The organism is Bacteroides sp. AR20 (assembly GCF_964250605.1).
Lineage (GTDB): Bacteria > Bacteroidota > Bacteroidia > Bacteroidales > Bacteroidaceae > Bacteroides > Bacteroides uniformis.
The window spans coordinates 42,761-64,740 of the sequence record NZ_CAXUGK010000011.1 but is presented as its reverse complement, the minus strand read 5'-3'; the positions used below and the strand labels follow the sequence as shown (position 1 = coordinate 64,740).

Annotated in this window: 18 protein-coding genes; 10 read left to right on the top strand and 8 right to left on the bottom strand. The window is 47.0% G+C overall.

Annotated features, from left to right (window positions below; all coding sequences use genetic code 11):
* The first annotated feature begins 16 nt into the window (after window positions 1-16).
* Both ACESTD_RS07875 and ACESTD_RS07870 read left to right on the top strand, forming a co-directional pair.
* A complete protein-coding gene (locus ACESTD_RS07875; RefSeq protein ID WP_005833256.1) occupies window positions 17-2,074 on the top strand; it encodes a RagB/SusD family nutrient uptake outer membrane protein in 2,058 nt (685 codons plus the stop codon).
* Window positions 2,075-2,172: 98 nt separating this feature from the next.
* On the top strand, window positions 2,173-3,324 hold the full coding sequence (locus ACESTD_RS07870; protein ID WP_061411572.1) for a glycoside hydrolase family 43 protein: 1,152 nt from the start codon (window positions 2,173-2,175) through the stop codon (window positions 3,322-3,324).
* Here ACESTD_RS07870 and ACESTD_RS07865 read toward each other — a convergent pair.
* On the bottom strand, window positions 3,284-3,856 hold the full coding sequence (locus ACESTD_RS07865) for a DNA-3-methyladenine glycosylase I (RefSeq protein WP_005837491.1): 573 nt from the start codon (window positions 3,854-3,856) through the stop codon (window positions 3,284-3,286). The two genes, ACESTD_RS07870 and ACESTD_RS07865, sit on opposite strands and share 41 nt — an antisense overlap.
* A gap of 162 nt (window positions 3,857-4,018) precedes the next feature.
* On the opposite strand from ACESTD_RS07865, the gene uxuA reads away from it, so the two are divergent.
* The gene (gene uxuA, locus ACESTD_RS07860; protein ID WP_005833251.1) at window positions 4,019-5,200 is read left to right on the top strand and encodes a mannonate dehydratase; all 1,182 of its coding nucleotides are present in this window, start codon (window positions 4,019-4,021) and stop codon (window positions 5,198-5,200) included.
* Between the two features lie 114 nt (window positions 5,201-5,314).
* Here the strand turns inward: uxuA and ACESTD_RS07855 are convergent, their stop codons facing one another.
* Complete coding sequence (locus ACESTD_RS07855) at window positions 5,315-8,635, bottom strand: beta-galactosidase (protein ID WP_373158739.1); 3,321 nt, start codon at window positions 8,633-8,635, stop codon at window positions 5,315-5,317.
* Between the two features lie 147 nt (window positions 8,636-8,782).
* Window positions 8,783-10,552: a gamma-glutamyl-gamma-aminobutyrate hydrolase family protein gene (locus tag ACESTD_RS07850; RefSeq protein WP_098032138.1), complete on the bottom strand. Its 1,770-nt coding sequence runs from the start codon at window positions 10,550-10,552 to the stop codon at window positions 8,783-8,785.
* Between the two features lie 250 nt (window positions 10,553-10,802).
* On the opposite strand from ACESTD_RS07850, the gene ACESTD_RS07845 reads away from it, so the two are divergent.
* The 3 genes from ACESTD_RS07845 (at window position 10,803) to ACESTD_RS07835 (ending at window position 15,511) form a co-directional block, all read left to right on the top strand.
* The gene (locus tag ACESTD_RS07845; RefSeq protein ID WP_005830172.1) at window positions 10,803-12,959 is read left to right on the top strand and encodes a translation factor GTPase family protein; all 2,157 of its coding nucleotides are present in this window, start codon (window positions 10,803-10,805) and stop codon (window positions 12,957-12,959) included.
* A gap of 300 nt (window positions 12,960-13,259) precedes the next feature.
* The gene (locus ACESTD_RS07840) at window positions 13,260-14,804 is read left to right on the top strand and encodes a sensor histidine kinase KdpD (protein WP_195288870.1); all 1,545 of its coding nucleotides are present in this window, start codon (window positions 13,260-13,262) and stop codon (window positions 14,802-14,804) included.
* 5 nt (window positions 14,805-14,809) lie between these two features.
* Window positions 14,810-15,511: a response regulator transcription factor gene (locus ACESTD_RS07835; protein WP_005830176.1), complete on the top strand. Its 702-nt coding sequence runs from the start codon at window positions 14,810-14,812 to the stop codon at window positions 15,509-15,511.
* 89 nt (window positions 15,512-15,600) lie between these two features.
* On the opposite strand, the gene ACESTD_RS07830 is transcribed toward ACESTD_RS07835, so the two are convergent.
* On the bottom strand, window positions 15,601-15,777 hold the full coding sequence (locus tag ACESTD_RS07830; protein WP_005830181.1) for a hypothetical protein: 177 nt from the start codon (window positions 15,775-15,777) through the stop codon (window positions 15,601-15,603).
* A 200-nt stretch (window positions 15,778-15,977) separates the two neighbouring features.
* A complete protein-coding gene (locus ACESTD_RS07825; protein ID WP_373158740.1) occupies window positions 15,978-16,424 on the bottom strand; it encodes a MarR family winged helix-turn-helix transcriptional regulator in 447 nt (148 codons plus the stop codon).
* A 159-nt stretch (window positions 16,425-16,583) separates the two neighbouring features.
* On the opposite strand from ACESTD_RS07825, the gene rpsF reads away from it, so the two are divergent.
* The 3 genes from rpsF to rplI are packed head-to-tail and all read left to right on the top strand — an operon-like array spanning window position 16,584 to window position 17,668.
* Entirely contained in the window at window positions 16,584-16,928 is a 345-nt protein-coding gene (gene rpsF, locus ACESTD_RS07820; RefSeq protein WP_005657357.1) for a 30S ribosomal protein S6, read from the top strand.
* A 2-nt stretch (window positions 16,929-16,930) separates the two neighbouring features.
* Window positions 16,931-17,203: a 30S ribosomal protein S18 gene (gene rpsR, locus ACESTD_RS07815; protein WP_004288442.1), complete on the top strand. Its 273-nt coding sequence runs from the start codon at window positions 16,931-16,933 to the stop codon at window positions 17,201-17,203.
* Window positions 17,204-17,218: 15 nt separating this feature from the next.
* Window positions 17,219-17,668 (top strand): 50S ribosomal protein L9, encoded by a 450-nt coding sequence (gene rplI / locus ACESTD_RS07810; RefSeq protein WP_005830185.1) that lies wholly within the window; start codon window positions 17,219-17,221, stop codon window positions 17,666-17,668.
* Window positions 17,669-17,932: 264 nt separating this feature from the next.
* Here rplI and ACESTD_RS07805 read toward each other — a convergent pair whose 3' ends face one another.
* The 3 genes from ACESTD_RS07805 to ACESTD_RS07795 form a co-directional block, all read right to left on the bottom strand.
* A complete protein-coding gene (locus tag ACESTD_RS07805) occupies window positions 17,933-18,178 on the bottom strand; it encodes an RNA-binding protein (protein ID WP_005830186.1) in 246 nt (81 codons plus the stop codon).
* A gap of 333 nt (window positions 18,179-18,511) precedes the next feature.
* Window positions 18,512-18,724 (bottom strand): hypothetical protein, encoded by a 213-nt coding sequence (locus tag ACESTD_RS07800; protein WP_005833237.1) that lies wholly within the window; start codon window positions 18,722-18,724, stop codon window positions 18,512-18,514.
* A 157-nt stretch (window positions 18,725-18,881) separates the two neighbouring features.
* The gene (locus tag ACESTD_RS07795; protein ID WP_008664099.1) at window positions 18,882-20,555 is read right to left on the bottom strand and encodes a long-chain fatty acid--CoA ligase; all 1,674 of its coding nucleotides are present in this window, start codon (window positions 20,553-20,555) and stop codon (window positions 18,882-18,884) included.
* A gap of 85 nt (window positions 20,556-20,640) precedes the next feature.
* Here ACESTD_RS07795 and mtaB point away from each other — a divergent pair, with 85 nt between their 5' ends.
* A complete protein-coding gene (gene mtaB / locus ACESTD_RS07790) occupies window positions 20,641-21,957 on the top strand; it encodes a tRNA (N(6)-L-threonylcarbamoyladenosine(37)-C(2))-methylthiotransferase MtaB (protein ID WP_373158741.1) in 1,317 nt (438 codons plus the stop codon).
* Window positions 21,958-21,980: the final 23 nt, after the last annotated feature.

The following is a 21,980-nucleotide window of genomic DNA, read 5'->3' as shown; positions in this document are numbered from 1 at the left end:
AATAATGAAGAATATTATGAAATCGAATTATAGATATATTGTAAAAGCGTTCATGGCAATGGCAGTGATTGCCGGAACGACTTCCTGCGATGATTTTCTGGACAGAGAGCCGATGTCAAGCATTTCTCCCGAAACCTATTACTCCACTGCGGCCCAGTTGGAAGCCAATCTGAATGATGAATATCCCAATGTCCTTCCGTCATTCGGCCAGTGGACTTATGGCATCTTCGGTGAAGACAAAGGAACCGATAACCAGATAGAGGTGAATGCCAATGACCGCTATACCCAGGATCGCTGGAAAGTACCTCATAGCGAAAGTGACAATTGGAAGTTCGAACGCATCTATCGTATTAATTTCTTTTTGTCTGAAGCACTTCCCAAATTCGGTGAGGACATGAGCGGTTCACAAAATACAATTTCCGGGAGTGTAGCCACCATCAAGCACTATATCGGAGAAATGTACTTCCTGCGTGCTTACGAGTACTTTAAGAAGCTCCAGTTGTTCGGCGACTTCCCGATTATCAACCAACCGCTTGCCGATGAGATGGAAGCTCTCCGTGAAGCCAGCAAACGTTTTCCGCGTAATGAAGTGGCACGTTTCATCATTTCCGATCTTGACAAGGCTTATGCCTATATGAGTGATGTCGATATGGCGACGACCCGTATCAATAAGGATGTTGCGATGCTGGTTAAGTCACGTGTGGCACTGTTCGAGGCTACTTGGTTGCAGAATTTCAAGGGTACGGCATTCGTACCTGGTGGAGAAGGCTGGCCGGGGGCATCTCTTCACAACAATTATCAGTATCCGAGCGGAAACATTGATAATGAAGTGAAGTACTTCTTGGAACAGGCCGTAGAGGCTTCCAAACTTGTAGCAGATAAATACAAAGGGAGTTTGACGGAGAATACCGGTGTGTTGCAACAATCAGCTGATGACCCGTCAAATCCTTACTTTGATATGTTTGCACAAGAAGACCTTTCGGATGTGAAGGAAGTACTGTTGTGGCGCCAGTATGCCCGCGGACTCTCTACTCATAACATCAATGCCGCTGCCGGACGTGGTAATTACCGTATCGGTCTGACCCGTGGATTCGTACAGAATTTCCTGATGAAGGATGGTACTCCGGTTTATGCTCACGGTTCTTATGCGGATGGTGACGGCTATTATATGGGCGACAAGACGGTTGCTGATGTACGTGTAAACCGTGACCCGCGTCTCAGTATCTTCCTGAAAGAACCGGGACAGAAGAACATCCTTTTTGAAGTTGATAATAATGAAGGTACGGAAGTTGTGATGGAAGAGCCCTATCCGGCCATTACGAGTGGTGACGGTGAGCGTGGCTATGCTACCGGCTATGCATTGCGCAAGGGTGGTTCATTCAACCGTAAGTATTATGCCAATGGCGGTGGTTATACGGCAGCTGTATGTTTCCGTGCGGCTGAGGCTCTGCTGAATTATATGGAAGCAAGTTATCTGCTCAATGGAACGCTGGATGCTACGGCTCGTGAATATTGGACTGTACTTCGTCAACGTGCCGGCATCAGTACTGATTTTGACAAGACTATCGCTGCAACGGACATGAGCAAGGAGGCTGAAAATGATTGGGGAGCCTATACGGGTGGAAGTGTCATCTCTGACAAGACTCTGTATAATATCCGTCGTGAACGTCGTTGCGAGTTCCTGGCTGAAGGTCTTCGCTACATGGACTTGTGCCGTTGGCGTTCTATGGACCAACTGATGACTGCTCCCAGCCATTTGGAAGGTATGCATTTGTGGAATACTCCGATGGAGGACTGGTATCTGGATGATAATGGAAAATCCATTTTGGTTGCTGACGGGACAGACAAGGCTAATGTCTCATCGAAAGACAAGAGTGAGTATCTCCGTCCGTTCGAGAGAAGCAGCAACCAGTCTGCCTATAACGGCTGTACTTGGAAAATGGCACACTATTTGAATCCTATCATGATCAAGCAATTCCAGTTGACAGCCACTTCGGGAGCGGATGTATCGACTTCCATTCTTTACCAGAATCCTTATTGGCCGGTGGTAGCTGACCAGCCGGCTGAGAAATAAAGGCATTTTTCAATAGGTATTTGATTTAGGGGGTAGGATACACTTTCCGGTGAGAAGGCGTCCTGCTCCCTTCTTTATAAATAGAAACAAGACAGAGTATGACTAATTTTAATTTCAAGTTTTTAGGGGCATGGTTGGTTATCGTAGCGTCAATCACCGGCCTACAGGCACAAAATGATTTCACCTTAAAGGGAAAAGACGAAATGGTTCCGGCCGGAGTGTGGAACGATGTAAACGGGGAGTATATTAATGCACACGGTGGTGGTATACTGTTATTTGACAGTAAATATTATTGGTTCGGTGAACACCGTCCGGCAAAGGGATTCTCTACGGAAGTGGGAGTAACTTGCTACTCTTCTACCGATTTATGTAACTGGAGATACGAGGGGGTGGCCTTGTCTGTATCGGAAGAAGCGGGCAATGAAATAGAGAAAGGCTGTATTATGGAACGTCCCAAGGTGATTTACAACAAAAGGACGAAGAAATTTGTCATGTGGTTTCATTTGGAGCTGAAGGGTAAAGGCTATGAGGCTGCCCGTGCGGGAGTGGCTGTCAGTGATTCTCCGACGGGACCTTATTGTTTTGTTTCTTCGAGTCGTGTTTGCCCTGGAATATTTCCGCTGAATATGACGGAGGAAGAACGGGACATACAGTGGAATATGGAACAGTTTGAAGAATGGTGGACACCCGAGTGGAGAGAGGCTGTAAATAAGGGGTTGTTCGTGAAGCGTGACTTGGAGGGCGGACAGATGTCCCGTGACATGACATTGTATGTTGACGATGATGGGATAGCTTATCATATCTACTCTTCGGAAGAGAATCTGACCTTGCAAATAGCCGAACTGACAGATGACTATCAAGGACATTCCGGAAAATATGTCCGTCTCTTTCCGGGGGGACACAATGAGGCACCGGCTATCTTCAAGAAAGACGGCACTTACTGGATGATAACTTCCGGTTGTACCGGCTGGGCGCCCAATGCGGCGCGTCTGTTCTCGGCTCCTTCCATCTGGGGACCGTGGAAACAGCATCCCAATCCCTGCCAGGGCGAGGGAAGTGAGCGGACTTTCGGCGGTCAAAGCACTTACATTTTGCAGCTTCCCGGCAACCGCTACCTTTTCATGGCCGATATTTGGCGGCCCAAGAGCCTAATGTATTCGGGATATCTCTGGATTCCGGTCCGGTTTGATGAAGAGGGGATGCCTTATCTTACCCTTTCCGGCAAATGCAATCCGTCAGATGGTCGTTGATAAACCCCGAAGCTTGCAGATGGGCATAGCAAATGGTAGAGCCGAAGAACTTGAATCCCCGTTTTTTCATGTCTTTGCTCATGGCATCTGATTCGGGAGATGATACCGGAATCTCACTCAATGACTGAAAATGATTGATAATGGGGTTCCGGTTGGGGAAGAAGGATAGCGTATAGTTGTAAAAGCTGCCGAATTCTTTCTGTATGGCAAGAAACAGCTTTGCATTGGTGATGGTCGACTTGATTTTCAGACGGTTTTTCACGATGCCGTCAAAGTGCATCAGCCGTTCCACGTCTTCGTCGGTCATTTGCGCCACTTGCGTGGCATCGAAATTGCAAAAGGCTTTGCGGTAGCCTTCCCGCTTTTTGAGGATGGTTATCCAGCTCAGTCCCGCCTGGGCACTTTCCAATACAAGAAACTCGAATAGTGTCTTGTCGTCTGTTACCGTTTTTCCCCACTCTTCATCGTGGTATTTCATATACAGCTCGTCGGTTCCGCACCAGCCGCAACGTCCGTTTGTTATGTCTTGCATAAGCGTAATTAATATATGTAATGAAGTGCTAAGATATTGTTTTCATTGCGAACAAACAAATCTATCCATTCAGAATGGACAGTTCTCATATTCTTTCTTACTTTTGCAAAAAGGTAACGGGTCGTTTGAACGCCTGAAAAACAAGAAAATTAATAATAAAGAATGGAAAAGACTTGGAGATGGTTTGGCAAGAAAGACAAGATAACCCTTGCCATGTTGCAACAGATAGGAGTGGAAGGCGTTGTCACTGCCTTGCATGAAGTTCCCAACGGTGAAATATGGACGTTGGAAGCCATTGAAGATTTGAGGGATTATATTGAATCCTTCGGATTGCGCTGGTCTGTAGTAGAAAGTCTGCCGGTGTGCGAGGCTGTCAAATATGCGGGGAGTGAGCGTGACCGATTGATAGAGAACTATAAGATAAGCCTTGCCAATCTCGGCAAGGCAGGCATCCGGACGGTATGCTACAACTTCATGCCGGTGATTGACTGGATTCGCACGGACTTGCAACATCCCTGGGAAGACGGGACATCTTCTCTTTATTTCGACAGAATCCGTTTTGCCTACTTCGACCTGATGATATTGGAACGGGAGAATGCGGAAGCCGATTATTCTCCGGAAGAGCTGGACAAGGTGGCAGAACTGGATAAGGTGATTACGGAGTTTGAAAAGGCAGAGCTGGTAGATACGATTATCGTAAAGACACAAGGATTCGTAAATGGCAACATCAAGGAAGGTGACAAGGAGCCGGTAACCCTGTTCAAGCGTTTGCTGGCGCTATACAAAGGGATAGACCGGGAGGCTCTGCGCGAGAATATGCGTTATTTCTTGTCTGCCATCATGCCGGTATGCGAGGAATATGGGGTGAATATGTGTGTACACCCCGATGACCCTCCTTTTCAGGTATTGGGGTTGCCGCGCATTGTGACAGACGAGGCAGATATTGCCTGGATACTGAGTGCAGTGGACAATCCCCATAATGGCCTGACTTTTTGCGCCGGTTCATTGAGTGCGGGTGAACAGAATGATACCCGTGAACTGGCAAGGAAGTTTGCCAGGCGTACCCACTTTGTGCATTTGCGCAGTACGAAGGCAATACCGGGTGGAAACTTTATCGAAAGTTCCCATCTGGAGGGAAGGGGACACCTCATTGATTTGATTCGTATCTTTGAGAAAGAAAATCCGGGATTGCCGATGCGTGTGGACCACGGTCGCATGATGTTGGGCGACGAGGATAAAGGGTACAATACAGGTTATTCTTTTCATGGCCGTATGCTGGCATTGGCTCAAGTGGAGGGAATGCTGGCTGTGGTAGACGATGAATTGTACGGAAAATCTGTTTGATTGATTTTAAGTTAGGCACGGATTACGCGAAAAATCATGGATATTCTTCATTTATTATCCATGATTTTTCATGTAATCCGTGTCTAAAGAATCTATTAGTGTTGTAAATCCGGCTTAATAGTTGAAAGCCCTGGGTTTTACGTAAACCTTGAAGTCTTTGATTCCACCCGGTACCTCGCTTTCCATTCTGGGTAGATATTGTATGCCGGTCAGGGTGCGGGTACTACCCAAGTCAATCACGACAGAATGCGGGTATGGAGTGTCTTTTGTTGTGCTCCAATAGGTTGATTCCTGGAGGTCGAAGATTTTGTCCGCAGAACAGTTGACGTGGGATACGTCTTCGCTGTCGGCATAATTGACAATCCAGGGTTCGCGTGACAGACGTTCCCCATTCTCATCCAGCAGATACATTTCGGCAATGCAAGCCAGGTCTTTTCCATCTTGTGCACTCAAGGCTTCCAGGCAGACATAACGTCCGGTGACGGGTTGGTCGAATTTGCGTTCCTGCCAACCGTTGCCGGGATTGAAGCTGCCGGAGAGGACGGGCTGCTCACCGGACAAGTCGAGATTTTCACCCTCATTGCGGTGCGTCAGCGGTTTGGTGACGAGCAACTGGTCCAGTAATGGCTCGCTCAGTCCTTCGGACTTAACTTCTTTGGGACCGATGATGTCGAAGACAATCACTTCATTCTCACCTTTCTTCAACCAGCATCCCGGGATGTAGAGGGTCTGTTGCGGGCCGATTTCCCAAATGCGTCCCATGGCGTGCCCGTTGACGTAGACAAGTCCCTTGCCCCAAGTCTCGAAGTTTAGGAATGTGTCGCTGGGCTTGTTCACCTTAAAGGTGGCACGATAGCAACCCGGAATGCGTTGTCCTAACTCATCTTTCAGTGAGCCGATGGGCTGGAACTTCATGTTCTTATAGAAATCGTATGTATCTTCGAGATTATAGACTTCCCAATCCTTCAGGTTGCAGGTGAAAGGACGGCCGTCGATGTCTACGGTAAGTTCTACGCTTTGGGTGATACCCTTGAAGTCCTTGATGGCACGTCCAAAGTTGATGCGGCCCATGGCTTCTACCAGAATGTCGAGGCGTGCACCTTTGGGGCAGGCGGGGAATTCCAGTTGCTTTTCACCGTTGCGGCGGTCCAGTTTGCCGATGTATTTGCCATCCAGGAAAACTTGGGCATAATCGTGCGCATCGTTCACAGTGAGCAGGGACGGGGTTTTCATCTCGGGCAGTGTGGTGCGGTAGAGAATACTTCCGAATCCCTGGTTATATTCCTCCATGGTACGGATATTGCGGTCTTTCTTGGCAGCAGGAAGATTGTCGAACAAAGGAGCCATCTCTGTAAATTGGAAAGACGGAATACGGATGGGCTTGATTAAAGCGGGAACTTTAGCCTGCTTCTCGCCGTTCATGTATTTGGACAATGCTTTTCGCAATTCCCAGTATTTGGGAGTGGTCTGTCCCGATTCGCTGATGGGGGCGTCGTAGTCGTAAGAGGTTACGTCAGGGGCGAATCCGGGTGAGTTGGCTCCTGCCCAGTGTCCCCAGTTGGTCCCTCCGTGGGTCATGTAGAGGCTGAAGGAGATGCCTTTGGACAACATCTCGTCAATGCCGGCAATCATGTCGGCAGCCGGACGGGTTTCGTGGTTGGCTCCCCACTTGTCGAACCAGCCGCTCCAGAATTCGGAGCACATCAGCGGGCTATCAGGACGGAGTTTCTTCAGCGGTGCAAATTGTTGGTCGATGTTGGCTCCTGTACCGAAGTTCATGGTCCATACCAGGTCGTGGAGTCCGTTCTTGGTGAAGTTGGACGCCCAGTCGCATTGGAACAGTGCTACGCCGGGGTAGTTGGCGCGTACGATGTCGCGGATTTGCGATACGTAGCCTTTGTCTTCCCCGTAGGAGCCGTATTCGTTCTCTACTTGTACCATGATGATGGGACCTCCGTTCTGTATGGTCATACCAGCTACCTGCTCGGCAACGGCTTTTTCGAAGATACCTACACGCTCCATAAAGTAGGGGTCGGATTCGCGCAGGCGGATATCTTTTTTCTTGAGTAACCACCAGGGCAGTCCGCCCATTTCCCATTCGGCACAGACATACGGTCCCGGGCGCAGGATGACATACATGTCATTCTGCTGGCATAGGCGGCAGAATTCCGCCAGGTCATTCTGTCCGGTGAAGTCGAACACTCCCGGCTGAGACTCGTGGGAGTTCCAGAATACATAAAGGCAGATGGTGTTCATGCCCAGTGCCTTGCACAGCTTGATGCGTTGGTCCCAATAGGCTTTGGGGATACGTGGATAGTGCAGCTCTGCGGCTTTGATGACAAACGGCTTGCCATTCAATAGGAATGTTCCTTTGCCGGCAGAGAAGTCGCCTTGTTCTTCCCATTGGGTACGCGGGTCCCAGCTGTCGCGCCAGGGTATCGTGATTGTGCCGTCCTTGCCGAATTCAAGCGGGAGCCATACGTAGCGTGAGTCCTCAAGGTTTTTCTTTTTCCAGCGGTCGAACATGGCAATGTAGGCATTTCCTTTTCCGTATACTTGCTGCACGTAAGTGCTTTGTGCATAGAAGGTCTTATCTGCATCAGGACCGGTACACGGATTGCCGATGGTAGTCCATTGCCCCATGATGGAGTCGGCCACAGCCAGTTCGGCAACATTGGGATCCCAGCCGGTACAACCGGAAGAGAGCATATAGTACTTGCCGTTATACTTGAATACGGCGGGTGCTTCGCGGCTTTGCTTCACGAAATTGCGTGTATAGCGACCAGTGGGCTTCAGGTAGTCATCCGTTAGTTCGCTTATATATAAGGTAGCGTTGTTTTCCGACGAGTAGAACTGATATGCCTTGCCGTTATCATCAACGAACACTGTTTGGTCGCGGCTCATCGCACCGTTGGGACGGAAGCTGCCTACATAGGTGAATGTCCCGGTAGGAGAATCGCTGACCGCTACGCCGGCACATGCCTTACTGTAGTCGGCGCTTTCCACATGCGCCCACATGACGAATTTCTTTGTCTTTTCGTTGTAAATCACTTTGGGACGTTCCAACACCTTGCTGGGGTGCAGGTCGTGTTTCTCGTCATCTTTCACGGCAGGAAGTACAATACCCTCGAACTTCCAGTTCAGCAGGTCTTTTGAAGAGTAGCAGCTGACACCGGTTACGTCGGTGCGGTAGCATTCCCACGTAGCCCATTCGGGCAGGATGGTTCCCCCTTTTTTGTATTCGCCATACCAATAGTAGGTCCCTTCGTGGTAAAGAAGGCCGCCGCCATGGGCGTTGATGGGATTGCCGTCGGTGTCTTTCCATACTTCCCCGGGTATGATTGCGGCATTTTTCGTTTGTGCTTTTGTTTTTGCAGATGGCAGGCAGCAAAGGCAGGCCAGCAATGCAAAACTCCAAATAATTTTCCTTTTCATTTAAGAATTCGGTATTAGATAATTAATAAATCGTTTATGTTTTGGGCAAAGATATGCGAAAGTTGAGAAATGGAGGGTATGTAAATGTGTCAAAAAGGAGAGATTATAGCTCTAATCTCTCCTTTTTGTGATGTTTTTCGGTCTTTTCTATTTGGTTTGTACTTGTTTCATCACCCGGAGGAAATTTCCACCCCATATCTTGGCGATGTCTGTTTCTGTAAATCCATGTTCCAGCAGACGGACGGTGATATTGATGAAATCATTGTCCCCATTGCATCCTTTGACCCCGCCTCCACCGTCGAAGTCCGAGCCAATGCCCACGTGGTCTATGCCTGCCACTTCAACCATGTGCAGCAGGTGTTTCATGAAGTCCGTAAGGTTGGTTTTCTTGGCATCCGGGTTCAGGAACTCGTCTACCAGGCAGGCTTGAGCCACACCGCCATGTGCGGCAAGGGCGCGTAGCTGTTCGTCGGTCAGATTGCGGTCGTGTCTGTAGATGGCGCTTGCAGAGGAGTGGGAGACTATGACCGGTGCTTTTGAATATTTCAGTACATCCCAGAAGGTGCTTTCGGCTGCATGGGAAAGGTCTATCATTATTCCCAGCCGGTTCATTTCTTTCACCACTTTTCTACCGTAAGGACTTAAGCCGTTCCAACGGGCAGTCGTGTCCGAAGAACTGTCGCAGATGTCATTGTTGCGGGTGTGGCAAAGGGTGATGTAGGTAACGCCTGCATCATGGAAACGGGTGATATTCTTCAAATCCTTGCCGATGCCGTATCCGTTTTCGATGCCAATATAAAAAGCTTTCTTTCCTTCGGTCTTGAGCCTGGACAAATCATCGGGCGTGCGGGCTATGGCACATTGCTCCCCGTTCATCTCCACTTGTCGGTAGATGTGGCGTATCAACTCATCCACTCGGTCAATGGCTTTCAGACTGTTCTCTTCATCGCACGGGCCTTGGCGCACCCAGCATGCCAGGTATTGTCCATCCAATTTTCCTTCTCGCATCTTGGGCAGGCAAACCTGCGTTTTTTCGCGCGTACCTATATTATAGGAAACGTCAAAATCAAGTGGGGTGTCTGTATGCGTGTCGAGGGAGAGGATGCGGCGGTGAATCTCTTTGGCATGCCGGTAGGTAGCTGCCTTTTGAACCAGAAAATAGAAGAATCTGGCAGAGATGCTGTCGCCTGCCGTAGCCAGAGCTTCGGGATGGAATTGCACACCCCATATCGGATATTCGTGGGAAGACTCTATAGCTTCGGGAATACTGTCTGACGACCAACCCGTTACGCTGAATCCCGGGGCAACTTGCTTGACCGCCTGGTGATGGTGAGTATTGGTGAAAAGTTGTGTCTGTCCGGTTATGGATGCCATGGCAGAACCGGGAGTGAGGTGGACGGTATGAGTTGGTATACTGCTCGGTTCCTGCTGCTGGTGGCAGACAGTGGTGTCGGGATGCTGGGTAGGGATATCCTGATAAAGGGTTCCACCGAAAGCTACATTGATTAACTGTTCTCCCCGGCAGATGCCAAACATCGGAATGTTACGCCGGGTAGCCAGGCGGATGAGTGCCATGTCGTATACATCACGCAGGGAGTCCACCTCTCCCAGCTGTTCGATGGGCGATTCATTGAAATAGGAAGGGTGGATGTCTCCTCCTCCTATCAGAATGATACCGTCCAGCCGGTTGGCAATGTCTGTCAAGACAAGGCTATCGGTAGTGATGGAAATCAGTATAGGTGTTCCACCTGCCTGGATTACAGACTCGGTATACGTCATCTGTGTAGATGAGCTTCGGCCCGGATGTGAGCAGGAAATGCCGATGAGAGGGGCTTTCCTGGTTGTTTTTTGGTTGGACTGTCCCATTGCCCAATATGGACATAGAACGAGCAGTGCTGTTAACAGTAGTTTGTTCATGGTTTTCGGGGGGGATTCTTTTTCCTGCAAAGTTATAAGAAATATTTAAGCCGTCCAAGAAGTTGGATGACTTGTGAATTCGGGCAGTTTATTGGCAGAAGAACATTATATTCTTTGTTGGTGGAGGAAGTGTGTTATATAACATGCTTCCCGATGTTGCTTTTCTTTGAATTAATGCCTAATTTGCGCCTCACAAAAAGTTAACGGCATCATCGTATGTCAGGTTATTCACTTAAAATCTTAATATATCATGAAAGTATATCAGACGAATGAAATTAAGAACATTGCCCTCCTTGGCAATGACGGCTCGGGTAAAACCACTCTCACGGAAGCGCTGCTCTTTGAGAGTGGTATTATAAAACGTCGCGGCAGGATTACTGCCAAGAATACAGTCAGCGATTACTTCCCGGTGGAGCAGGAATACGGCTATTCTGTGTTTTCCACCGTTTTCCATGTGGAGTGGAACGGCAAGAAACTGAATATCATTGACTGCCCGGGTAGTGATGACTTTGTAGGGGCTGCCATGACGGCGCTCAACGTTACAGATACTGCCATTCTGCTGCTGAACGGGCAATACGGTCCCGAGGTAGGTACGCAGAACCATTTCCGCTACACCGAGAAACTGGGCAAACCGGTTATTTTCCTGGTAAACCAGCTCGATAATGAAAAGTGCGATTATGATATGGTGCTTGAGCAGTTGCAAACCATATACGGTCCGAAGGTGGTGCCCGTGCAATATCCGCTGGCTACCGGACCGAACTTCAATTCGTTGATCGATGTACTTTTGATGAAAAAATATTCGTGGGGACCCGAAGGTGGCGCTCCCATTATTGAAGAAATTCCGGCCGAAGAAATGGAAAAGGCTACAGAACTGCACAAGGCTTTGGTAGAAGCTGCAGCCGAACATGACGAAGGCCTGATGGAAAAATTCTTTGAGCAGGACTCTTTGACAGAAGACGAAATGCGCGAAGGTATCCGCAAGGGACTGGCTTCACGAGGTATGTTCCCGGTATTCTGCGTCTGTGCCGGCAAGGATATGGGTGTACGCCGTCTGATGGAGTTCCTGGGTAATGTGGTGCCGTTTGTGGACGAAATGCCACCGGTGCACAATACACGCGGTGAGGTGGTGAAGCCGGATTCTAACGGACCGACTTCCTTGTATTTCTTCAAGACTGCCGTTGAGCCGCATATCGGTGATGTTCAATACTTCAAGGTTATGAGTGGTAAAGTGCACGAAGGTGATGATTTTACCAATGCAGACCGCGGTTCCAAGGAACGCATCGCGCAGATTTATGCTTGTGCCGGTGCCAACCGTATCAAGGTAGAGGAAATGGTAGCCGGTGACATCGGCTGTACAGTGAAACTGAAGGATGTACATACCGGCAATACATTGAACGGTAAGGGCTCTGAAAACCGTTTCAACTTCATTAAATATCCGAACTCCAAATACTCACGTGCTATCAAGCCGTTGAACGAGTCGGATACAGAAAAGATGATGGTTGCTTTGAACCGTATGCGAGAGGAAGACCCGACGTGGGTGATAGACCAGTCTAAAGAATTGCGTCAGACTATTGTACACGGACAAGGTGAATTCCATTTGCGTACCTTGAAGTGGCGTCTGGAAAACAATGAAAAACTGCAAATCAAGTTTGAAGAACCGAGAATACCGTATCGCGAAACGATTACCAAAGCTGCCCGTGCGGATTATCGCCATAAGAAGCAGTCGGGTGGTGCAGGCCAGTTCGGTGAAGTTCATCTGATTGTTGAGCCTTACTACGAAGGCATGCCGTTGCCCGAAACCTATAAATTCAATGGTCAGGAGTTCAAGATGAACGTCAAGGGTACCGAAGAAGTTCCATTGGAATGGGGTGGCAAGCTGGTATTCGTCAATAGTATTGTGGGTGGTTCCATTGATGCACGTTTCATGCCGGCCATCTTGAAGGGTATCATGTCACGTATGGAGCAGGGACCGTTGACTGGTTCGTATGCTCGCGATGTACGTGTCATCGTATATGACGGAAAAATGCATCCGGTTGACTCCAATGAAATCTCCTTTATGCTGGCGGGACGGAATGCGTTCAGCGAAGCGTTCAAGAATGCAGGTCCGAAGATTCTAGAACCCATTTATGACGTGGAAGTATTTGTTCCGTCGGACAAGATGGGTGATGTGATGGGGGACTTGCAGGGACGCCGTGCCATGATTATGGGTATGAGCAGCGAGGCCGGTTACGAAAAACTGAGTGCTAAGGTGCCTTTGAAGGAAATGTCATCCTACTCTACGGCACTTAGCTCACTGACCGGTGGACGTGCTTCGTTCATCATGAAGTTTGCCAGCTATGAACTCGTTCCGAGTGATGTGCAGGATAAACTGATTAAGGAATTTGAGGCAAAGCAAGCTGAAGAATGATTTTCAGGGGTTGGTAGTTTGGCTGTTGTAACTACCGGTTGCTAATATAACAATTGTTAAAGCCGTTGTTACTTCATGGCAAGTAATAACGGCTTTTTTCATTAACGTAGATTAAGAACATGCAGAATTGTGAATTGAATGATTAATTTTTTATTAAATTTGCAAACCAAAGGCTTGTGTTTTTGTTATAATGCTCATAATACAACCTAAAAAATGGTCTTCGGTTAATTTACGAGAACGTCCGGTTAAATCAGGTTAATTGGTTAGGAGTGTTAATTAGGGAGTGTTAATTTTGTGACTATGAAAAAGTCAACTATATGGATATTAGGTGTTGTTATGGGGCTTTCCTTCCTTAGTTTGCTGTATCTGCAGATAAGCTATATTGAGGAAATGGTGAAGATGCGTAACGGACAATTTGATGAATCGGTGAAGCGTGCGTTGATGGCTGCTTCGAAAGAGGCAGAGTCCGCAGAGGTTGTGCGTTGGCTGAATGAGGATATCTCCGAGGCAGAAAAGAAGGCGTGGGAACAATCGCAGAGCAGTAGCGGAGTGATGCGTACCCAGCGGTTTGTGATGACAGCTCCGGATGGCAGTGTCCGTTCTTCGGTGGAATTGAAAACTTTCAGTAACGAGCCTTCTGAATTGCCAAGAGCAATGATTTCACGCAAACATGGAGCAAAAACCATTCCTCAGACTTCACGCTCGCAGATAGAGATGCTTAAAAACCGCTATCTTTACCAGCGTGCATTGGTAGACGAGGTGGTGTTGCAGATGGTATACAATGCCAGCGACAAGCCGATTGAGGAGCGTGTTAATCTCAAAAGTCTGGACCAGTATCTAAAAGCAGGTCTGATAGAGAATGGTCTCGGTGATATGGATTATCACTTCAAGGTGATAGACCGGGAAGGTCGGGAGGTATACCGTTGTGCGGATTATAGCGATGCAGGGAGTGAAAGCTCTTATTCGCAGCCATTGTTTTTGAATGACCCACCAGCCCGTATGAGTATCGTCAAGATACATTTTCCGGGAAAGAAGGATTATATCTTCGATTCGGTCAGGTTTATGATACCGTCGATGATATTTACTTTTGTACTGCTGGTGACGTTCATCTTTACGATTTACATCGTATTCCGCCAGAAGAAGCTGACGGAGATGAAGAATGATTTCATCAACAATATGACGCACGAGTTCAAGACGCCGATATCGACGATTTCTCTGGCGGCACAGATGTTGAAAGACCCGGCTGTGGGCAAGTCTCCGACTATGTTCCAGCATATATCGGGTGTCATCAACGATGAAACGAAGCGCTTGAGGTTCCAGGTAGAAAAAGTGCTTCAGATGTCGATGTTTGACCGTCAGAAGGCTACTTTGAAGAATAAGGAACTGGATGCCAACGAGCTGATAGCGGGTGTTATCAACACGTTTACACTGAAAGTGGAGCGTTATAATGGAAAGATTGAATCGGAGCTTAAAGCTACCAACTCTGCCATTTTTGCCGATGAGATGCATATCACCAATGTGATTTTCAATCTCATGGATAATGCAGTGAAGTATAAACGTCCGGATGCGGATCTGCAACTGACGGTGAAGACTTGGAATGAGCCTGGCAAACTGATGATTTCCATCCAAGATAACGGCATCGGCATCAAGAAGGAGAATTTGAAAAAGATATTCGAGAAGTTCTATCGCGTGCATACAGGTAATCTGCACGATGTGAAAGGCTTCGGCTTGGGACTGGCTTATGTGAAGAAGATTATCATGGATCATAAGGGAACTATCCGGGCAGAAAGTGAACTGAACGTAGGAACTAAATTTATTATTGCATTACCTTTATTAAAAAATTGATTGATATGGACGAGAAACTGCGTATTTTATTGTGCGAAGATGATGAAAATCTTGGCATGCTTTTAAGAGAATATTTACAGGCAAAAGGTTACGCTGCCGAGTTATATCCCGATGGAGAAGCAGGATACAAGGCTTTCCTGAAGAATAAATATGACTTGTGTGTGTTTGATGTGATGATGCCGAAGAAAGACGGATTCACACTGGCACAAGAAGTGCGTGCGGCCAATGCCGAAATACCTATTATCTTCTTGACGGCAAAAACATTGAAGGAAGATATTCTGGAAGGTTTCAAGATTGGTGCCGATGACTACATCACCAAGCCCTTCAGTATGGAAGAGCTGACTTTCAGAATTGAAGCTATCCTGAGACGTGTTCGCGGAAAGAAGAACAAGGAGAGCAACATCTATAAGATTGGTAAGTTTACATTCGACACGCAGAAACAGATTCTGGCGACTGCCGAGAAGCAGACTAAACTGACCACCAAAGAATCCGAACTGCTGGGCTTGCTTTGTGCACATGCCAACGAAATTCTGCAGCGTGACTTTGCGTTGAAGACTATTTGGATTGATGACAACTATTTCAATGCACGTAGTATGGATGTATATATCACAAAGCTGCGTAAGCACCTGAAAGAAGATGATTCGATTGAAATCATCAACATTCACGGAAAAGGATATAAACTGATTACTCCGGAAGCTGAGTCTTGATGAGACTCGGCTCCTCTGGGGGAGAGAAAATAAAAAAGGCGGTTTGCATGTATATGCTAACCGCCTTCTTTATTTCTTTTCTTTTGATATTAGTCGACAATTCTCTTGTTGATGACAATGTAGGAAATCAATCCCACTACAACCAAAACGGCAGAACTGCCCAAGATGGCATTGTTGTTAACATTGCCGGTAAAAGAACATGCAACCAGGATTACAGCTCCTATTACGACTAATATCAATCCCAGATTTTTTAATAAGCCTTTCATGTGTGTGTATTTTAATTAGATTATTATATTCTTTCGTATTCTTGTCACAAAGAAAAGCATAATTCTTTAACAAGCGAAATTATTTTTGCAAAAAATCCATATTTTAATAAAGAATGGAAGATGAGGAATGAAAAATGACGCTTCATCCCCTTGTTTTCTCCTCCCTTAATCTCTAATCCTTAACCCCTAATCCCTATATCTTAGTCCTTCGTATTGAAGAAAATCTTCCTCAGCACCTCCTGGCTCACACTGAGCTCTTCGATGGTGATGACTTTCAAGGCTTCTTTGAGGGTCTGGTTGGCAATGACGCGCGCGCGTTCTTCCAGCTCCTTGCCGTCCTTGGTCAGATGTATCAGATTGGTTCGGCGGTCTTTCTTGTCCGATATGCGCACGACGAGATGCTGACGCTCCATATTGTCTATCAAGCGCGTCATGCTGGGCTTGTCTTTGAAAGTTGCATTACACAACTCTTGTTGCGTCACCCCGTCCTTTTCCCATAAGAAGATGAGGACGGTCCACTGTTCCGGAGTAATCTCCAAACCGTTCTGGCGGAAGTTGCGGGACAGCTTTCGGTTAATGGCAGCCGACACTTTACCGTTCAGTATGGCAAAGATAAGGCGGATATCAAAGTTGAATTGCTCTATCATGAAATTATTGTTTAAACAACTTTGCAAAGATAGTGCAAGCCGAAGACAATTCCTATATCCCTACACAAAAAAACATTAAATGTTTGTAGTTCAAAATAAAATGTCTACCTTTGCACCGCATTTTTAAAACGAATAATTTATTTATTTAATTAAACGAGTATGAATCAATACGAAACCGTTTTCATTTTGACTCCCGTTTTGTCTGATGTTCAGATGAAGGAAGCGGTAGAAAAATTCAAAGGCATCCTTACTGCTGAAGGTGCTGAGATTGTAAATGAAGAAAACTGGGGACTGAAGAAGCTGGCATATCCTATCCAGAAGAAGTCAACCGGTTTCTATCAGCTGATTGAGTTCAATGCAGAACCTACTGTCATTGAGAAACTGGAAATAAACTTCCGTCGTGACGAGCGCGTTATCCGTTTCTTGACTTTCAAGCAAGACAAGTACGCTGCTGAATATGCTGCGAAGAGAAGAAGTGTTAAATCAACTAAAAAGGAGGATTAATCATGGCACAACAAGTTCAATCAGAAATCAGATATTTAACTCCGCCCTCAGTAGACGTTAAGAAGAAAAAATACTGCCGTTTCAAAAAGAGCGGTATTAAGTACATCGACTACAAAGATCCCGAATTCTTGAAGAAATTCTTGAATGAGCAAGGTAAAATCCTTCCGCGTCGTATTACCGGTACTTCTTTGAAGTTCCAACGTCGTGTAGCTCAAGCTGTGAAGAGAGCACGTCACTTGGCGTTGCTGCCCTATGTAACTGACATGATGAAATAATAGGAGGAGGAAAGTATGGAAATTATATTGAAAGAAGACATTGTAAACTTGGGTTATAAGAACGACATCGTAACAGTAAAGTCTGGTTACGGTCGTAACTACCTCATCCCGACTGGTAAAGCTGTCATCGCTTCACCGGCTGCAAAGAAAATGTTGGCTGAAGAGCTGAAACAACGTGCTCACAAGCTGGAGAAAATCAAAAAGGATGCTGAAGAACTGGCTGCTAAGCTGGAAGGCGTATCATTGAAGATTGCTACTAAGGTTAGCTCTACTGGTACTATCTTCGGTTCTGTTGGTAACATCCAGATTGCTGAAGAGTTGGCTAAATTGGGTCACAACATCGATCGTAAGATTATCGTTGTTAAGGACGCAGTGAAAGAAGTTGGTAACTACAAGGCTATCGTTAAGCTGCACAAGGAAGTTTCTGTAGAAATTCCTTTCGAAGTAGTTGCTGAAGAAGCATAAGAAAAGACTTCATAATGATAAGGAAGCCCGGTTCTGATAAAGGACCGGGCTTTTCTATGTTCGGAGCGTATGTGTGTGAGCTTATTGAGGGATACGTAAAGCTGCGGTTATAGAGGTTTACGAATCTGAAGTAGAGGTTTACGCGCGTGGTATAGAGGTTTGGCAAGAATACTCTTGTGTCTCTTTACGAGGTTACTAATGCAAAAAAAAGAGCATATCCACTCAGGGGTATGCTCTTTGCCTTATTGTCAGCCAATAATTCTTTTAGTTTCTTGGCAATGCTTCTTTCACTACCATTTGGCGGCCTACATATTCTGCTCCATTCAGTTTGTTGATTGCTTGTTGGGCTTCAGCAGCTTCGGGCATCTCTACGAAGGCAAAACCTTTTGATCTGTTTGTATTACGGTCCATAATCAGTTTTACTGATTCTACTGTTCCATACTCTTCCATTACTTGTCTCAAATCTGATTCCCTAACGTTGTAGCTAAGGTTTCCAATGTACATATTCATAAAATACAAAAATAAAAAATTAATAATTCAATAAAGGAGTCTTAGGAAGTTGTAGTCAGAAATGAAAATTCTCAATGTGGCTAATCGAGGAGAAACATAGTGAAACGTAGATCGTAATAAACCTCTTATTGTTTTGTTGATGCAAAGTAACGGCTTTTATTTGGTATATGCACTATACTTTATCATTTATCTGCCATATAATACCCTTTTTTGTGAAATAAGACCAAGACTTAACAATTGGAAGGGAACAGAAGGAGAGGATAAGACATAAAAAAAGTCTGGTGTGCTTGTATGCACGTCAGACTTTCAATTCTCTCGAGTGTTGTACTGAAATTATTCAGCTACAACAGCTGCGCTATCTACTGCTACAGTGTCAGCTGCTGCGGCTGCTGCTGCGGCTTCAGCTGCTGCTGCTTCTACAGCTGCGATTGAGTCAGCGATACGGATAGAATCTGCAGTTGCTTGTTCAGCGTTAGCTGCTTTGTTGCCACAAGATGCGAAAGATACTGCTACGATAGCTGCAGCCATCAAAACTAATTTTTTCATTTTCTTTACTTTTAAAACGTAATACAATCAATTGCTTTATTAAAACGTTGCAAAGGTATGTACTTTTTGAATATGTTGTTCTCGAAACCCCAACTTTTTTTATATTTTTTTTGGAGCTTCGGCTGTTTTTATCCCTATCTATATGTTTTACAACATATTAATCTTCGGCAATGCTGTTGTATAAGTATCTCTTGATACTTCTTTTGGGCGTTTTCTCAAATTCTGTCGGATAAAGTTGGATTTGGCTTACTTTTTCGTAGGCTGCCACGCTGTTATTCAGATTTTTGAGATTCTCATCCATGATGGTTTTAAGGTTATCCGGCTGGTTTAGTCCCAAGGAATCCAGGGCTTCATAGTCGGCATAAACCAGCGCTACCAGTCTTTTATTCCGTTCGATGACAAGACTTTCCAGGACGAAAGGCATGTTGTTGAGCCGTGCTTCTATCTCTTCGGGGAAGATATTCTGTCCACTGGAACTGAGAATCATGGTCTTGCTGCGTCCGCGTATGTATAGGTTGTTGTCGTCGTCCAGTGTACCCAAGTCGCCGGTGCGAAGCCATCCGTCTTCGGTGAAGACTTCTTTGGTGGCTTCGGGGTTTTTGTAATAACCCGTCATCACGTTCTCGCCACGTACTTGTATTTCGCCGAGTTTGTCGTCCGGGTTTTCCTTGCAGATACGGGCTTCCATGATGTCGAGTACCCGTCCGGAGGAAGTCGGGACGAATTCATTCCAGGGAGCATAGCTGATGAGAGGGGCACATTCAGTCATGCCGTAGCCGATGGTGAAGGGGAACTTGATGCGGTGGAAGAATTCTTCCACTTCCGGGTTCATGGCTGCGCCTCCTATGATGACTTCCTTGAAACGTCCGCCCAGTGCGTCAATCAGTTTCTTGCGGATTTGCCCGTATATCTGTCCGTCGAGCAAGGGAATGCTGAGCGCCCATTTCATGGTCTTTTTGTTGATGATGGGCTGTATGACATTCTTGTATATCTTTTCAATGACAAGGGGGACGGTGATAATCAGGTTGGGTTTCACTTCCTCGAAAGCTTTCATCAGAATCTTTGGGGAAGGCACTTTTCCCAACAGTGTGACGTGTGTGCCGACGGCCGTGGCGGTAAGGAAATCGAATGCGCAGCCGTATGCATGTGCCAAAGGCAGGAAAGAGAGCACTTTGTCCCCTTTCTTCAGCAGCTCGGTACGTATGCCGAAGGTGACGTTGCCGGCCAGGTTGTTTCCCGTCAGCATGACGCCCTTACTGAATCCGGTGGTGCCCGAGGTATAATTCAGCAGCATGACCTTGTCGTTGGAAAGGTCCGTGTAAACGATGTCTTCCTTACGGAACCCGTTCGGGTAGGTCGCTTCCATCTCATCGCCCAGATGCTTGAGGAAACGCTGGATGGTTTCGCCGTCCCGCTGATACAGACAGCGGAAGTCGCTCAGCGAGAACACACCGCGAAGTCCAGTAAGCCGTTCTTCTTCCAGATGTTCCCAAATGGCATCGCTGGTGAAGAGGAACGTTGATTCGGAGTGGTTTACGATATGATGGACATCATTGGGGTTGAAGTCTTGCAGAATGGGGACTACGATACCACCGTAGGTGATGGTGGCCATATAGGCGATGCACCAGCGGGCATTGTTCTTGCCGATGACGGCTATCTTGTCGCCGCGGCGCAGTTGGCAGTACTTGAAAATAAGATGCAGTCTGGCTATTTCTTGTGCCACTTCGCCATAAGTATAGCTCTCGTTTTCTCCATAGTTGGTATAGCAGGGGAGGTCCCAATTCTCGCGGAAACTATGCTCGTATAGTTTGATAAAGTTCTCTTGTATCATTGCACAAATTTTAGTTGAGTGTGCAAAAGTAGGAAAAATAGATTAATAATGTATATATTTGCAGCATAAATGTGTTTATAAGCTCATGATAGATACCAATATATTTCAAGATAAGACGGCGGTTTACTATACGTTGGGGTGCAAACTGAACTTCTCGGAGACCTCTACTATCGGTAAAATTTTGCGGGAAGCGGGCGTACGTACGGCGCGCAAGGGTGAGAAAGCGGATATTTGTGTAGTGAATACCTGCTCGGTGACGGAAGTGGCAGACAAGAAGTGCCGCCAGGCCATCCACAAACTGGTGAAGCAACATCCGGGTGCATTTGTCGTGGTGACCGGTTGCTATGCCCAGCTGAAACCGGAGACGGTGGCAAAGATAGAAGGTGTGGACGTCGTGCTGGGAGCCGAGCAGAAGAAGGACCTGCTCCACTACCTGGGCAATCTACAGAAGCACGAGACCGGCGAGGCCTACACTTCCGCTTTGAAGGATATACGTTCGTTTGCCCCGTCTTGTTCGCGTGGCGACCGGACACGCTTCTTCCTGAAAGTGCAGGACGGCTGCGATTATTATTGTTCCTATTGCACCATTCCCTTTGCCCGCGGACGTAGCCGTAACGGCAGCATTGCTTCTATGGTGGAGCAGGCCAGCCAGGCGGCTGCCGAAGGTGGAAAGGAAATTGTATTGACCGGCGTCAATATCGGAGACTTCGGCAAGTCTACCGGTGAGACTTTCTTCGACTTGGTGAAGGCGCTGGACGAGGTGGAAGGCATTGAGCGTTACCGCATATCCTCCATCGAGCCGAATCTGCTGACAGATGAAATCATAGAATACGTGTCCCGTTCCCGGCGTTTCATGCCTCATTTCCATATACCGCTGCAGTCGGGCAGTGACGAGGTGCTGAAGCTGATGCGACGCCGTTACGATACCGCCTTGTTTGCCTCGAAGATAAAGAAGATAAAGGAAGTGATGCCCGATTCCTTTATAGGGGTAGACGTGATTGTGGGTACCCGTGGAGAGACGGAGGAGTATTTCGGGCAGGCTTATGAGTTTATCAAGAGCCTGGACGTGACGCAGCTCCATGTCTTCAGCTATTCTGAGCGTCCCGGCACGCAAGCCTTGAAGATAGACCACGTGGTGGCACCCGAAGAAAAGCACCGCAGGAGCCAGCAATTGCTGGAGCTTTCGGACGAAAAGACCCGTGCTTTTTATGCGCGCCATATCGGGCAGACGATGCCGGTGTTGCTGGAACGTCCCAAACCCGGACTGCCGATGCACGGCTTCACTCCCAATTATATCCGTGTGGAAGTCCCTCATGATACTGCCTTGGACAACCAGCTCGTGTCTGTGCGCCTGGGCGATTTCAATGCCGACGGCACCGCACTCTTGGGAGCAATGGAATGAGGAATGCCGCCTTTGCAACAAAT

What these genes read in the sequence shown, in the direction of transcription:
- ACESTD_RS07835 (WP_005830176.1), top strand. Translation starts at nt 14,810, where the DNA reads ATGGACGAGAAACTGCGTATTTTATTGTGCGAAGATGATGAAAATCTT.
- ACESTD_RS07875 (WP_005833256.1), top strand. Translation starts at nt 17, where the DNA reads ATGAAATCGAATTATAGATATATTGTAAAAGCGTTCATGGCAATGGCA.
- ACESTD_RS07865 (WP_005837491.1), bottom strand. Translation starts at nt 3,856, where the DNA reads ATGCAAGACATAACAAACGGACGTTGCGGCTGGTGCGGAACCGACGAG.
- rpsF (WP_005657357.1), top strand. Translation starts at nt 16,584, where the DNA reads ATGAATCAATACGAAACCGTTTTCATTTTGACTCCCGTTTTGTCTGAT.
- ACESTD_RS07845 (WP_005830172.1), top strand. Translation starts at nt 10,803, where the DNA reads ATGAAAGTATATCAGACGAATGAAATTAAGAACATTGCCCTCCTTGGC.
- ACESTD_RS07795 (WP_008664099.1), bottom strand. Translation starts at nt 20,555, where the DNA reads ATGATACAAGAGAACTTTATCAAACTATACGAGCATAGTTTCCGCGAG.
- uxuA (WP_005833251.1), top strand. Translation starts at nt 4,019, where the DNA reads ATGGAAAAGACTTGGAGATGGTTTGGCAAGAAAGACAAGATAACCCTT.
- ACESTD_RS07855 (WP_373158739.1), bottom strand. Translation starts at nt 8,635, where the DNA reads ATGAAAAGGAAAATTATTTGGAGTTTTGCATTGCTGGCCTGCCTTTGC.
- rpsR (WP_004288442.1), top strand. Translation starts at nt 16,931, where the DNA reads ATGGCACAACAAGTTCAATCAGAAATCAGATATTTAACTCCGCCCTCA.
- ACESTD_RS07825 (WP_373158740.1), bottom strand. Translation starts at nt 16,424, where the DNA reads ATGATAGAGCAATTCAACTTTGATATCCGCCTTATCTTTGCCATACTG.
- ACESTD_RS07850 (WP_098032138.1), bottom strand. Translation starts at nt 10,552, where the DNA reads ATGAACAAACTACTGTTAACAGCACTGCTCGTTCTATGTCCATATTGG.
- mtaB (WP_373158741.1), top strand. Translation starts at nt 20,641, where the DNA reads ATGATAGATACCAATATATTTCAAGATAAGACGGCGGTTTACTATACG.
- ACESTD_RS07830 (WP_005830181.1), bottom strand. Translation starts at nt 15,777, where the DNA reads ATGAAAGGCTTATTAAAAAATCTGGGATTGATATTAGTCGTAATAGGA.
- ACESTD_RS07840 (WP_195288870.1), top strand. Translation starts at nt 13,260, where the DNA reads ATGAAAAAGTCAACTATATGGATATTAGGTGTTGTTATGGGGCTTTCC.
- ACESTD_RS07805 (WP_005830186.1), bottom strand. Translation starts at nt 18,178, where the DNA reads ATGAATATGTACATTGGAAACCTTAGCTACAACGTTAGGGAATCAGAT.
- rplI (WP_005830185.1), top strand. Translation starts at nt 17,219, where the DNA reads ATGGAAATTATATTGAAAGAAGACATTGTAAACTTGGGTTATAAGAAC.
- ACESTD_RS07800 (WP_005833237.1), bottom strand. Translation starts at nt 18,724, where the DNA reads ATGAAAAAATTAGTTTTGATGGCTGCAGCTATCGTAGCAGTATCTTTC.
- ACESTD_RS07870 (WP_061411572.1), top strand. Translation starts at nt 2,173, where the DNA reads ATGACTAATTTTAATTTCAAGTTTTTAGGGGCATGGTTGGTTATCGTA.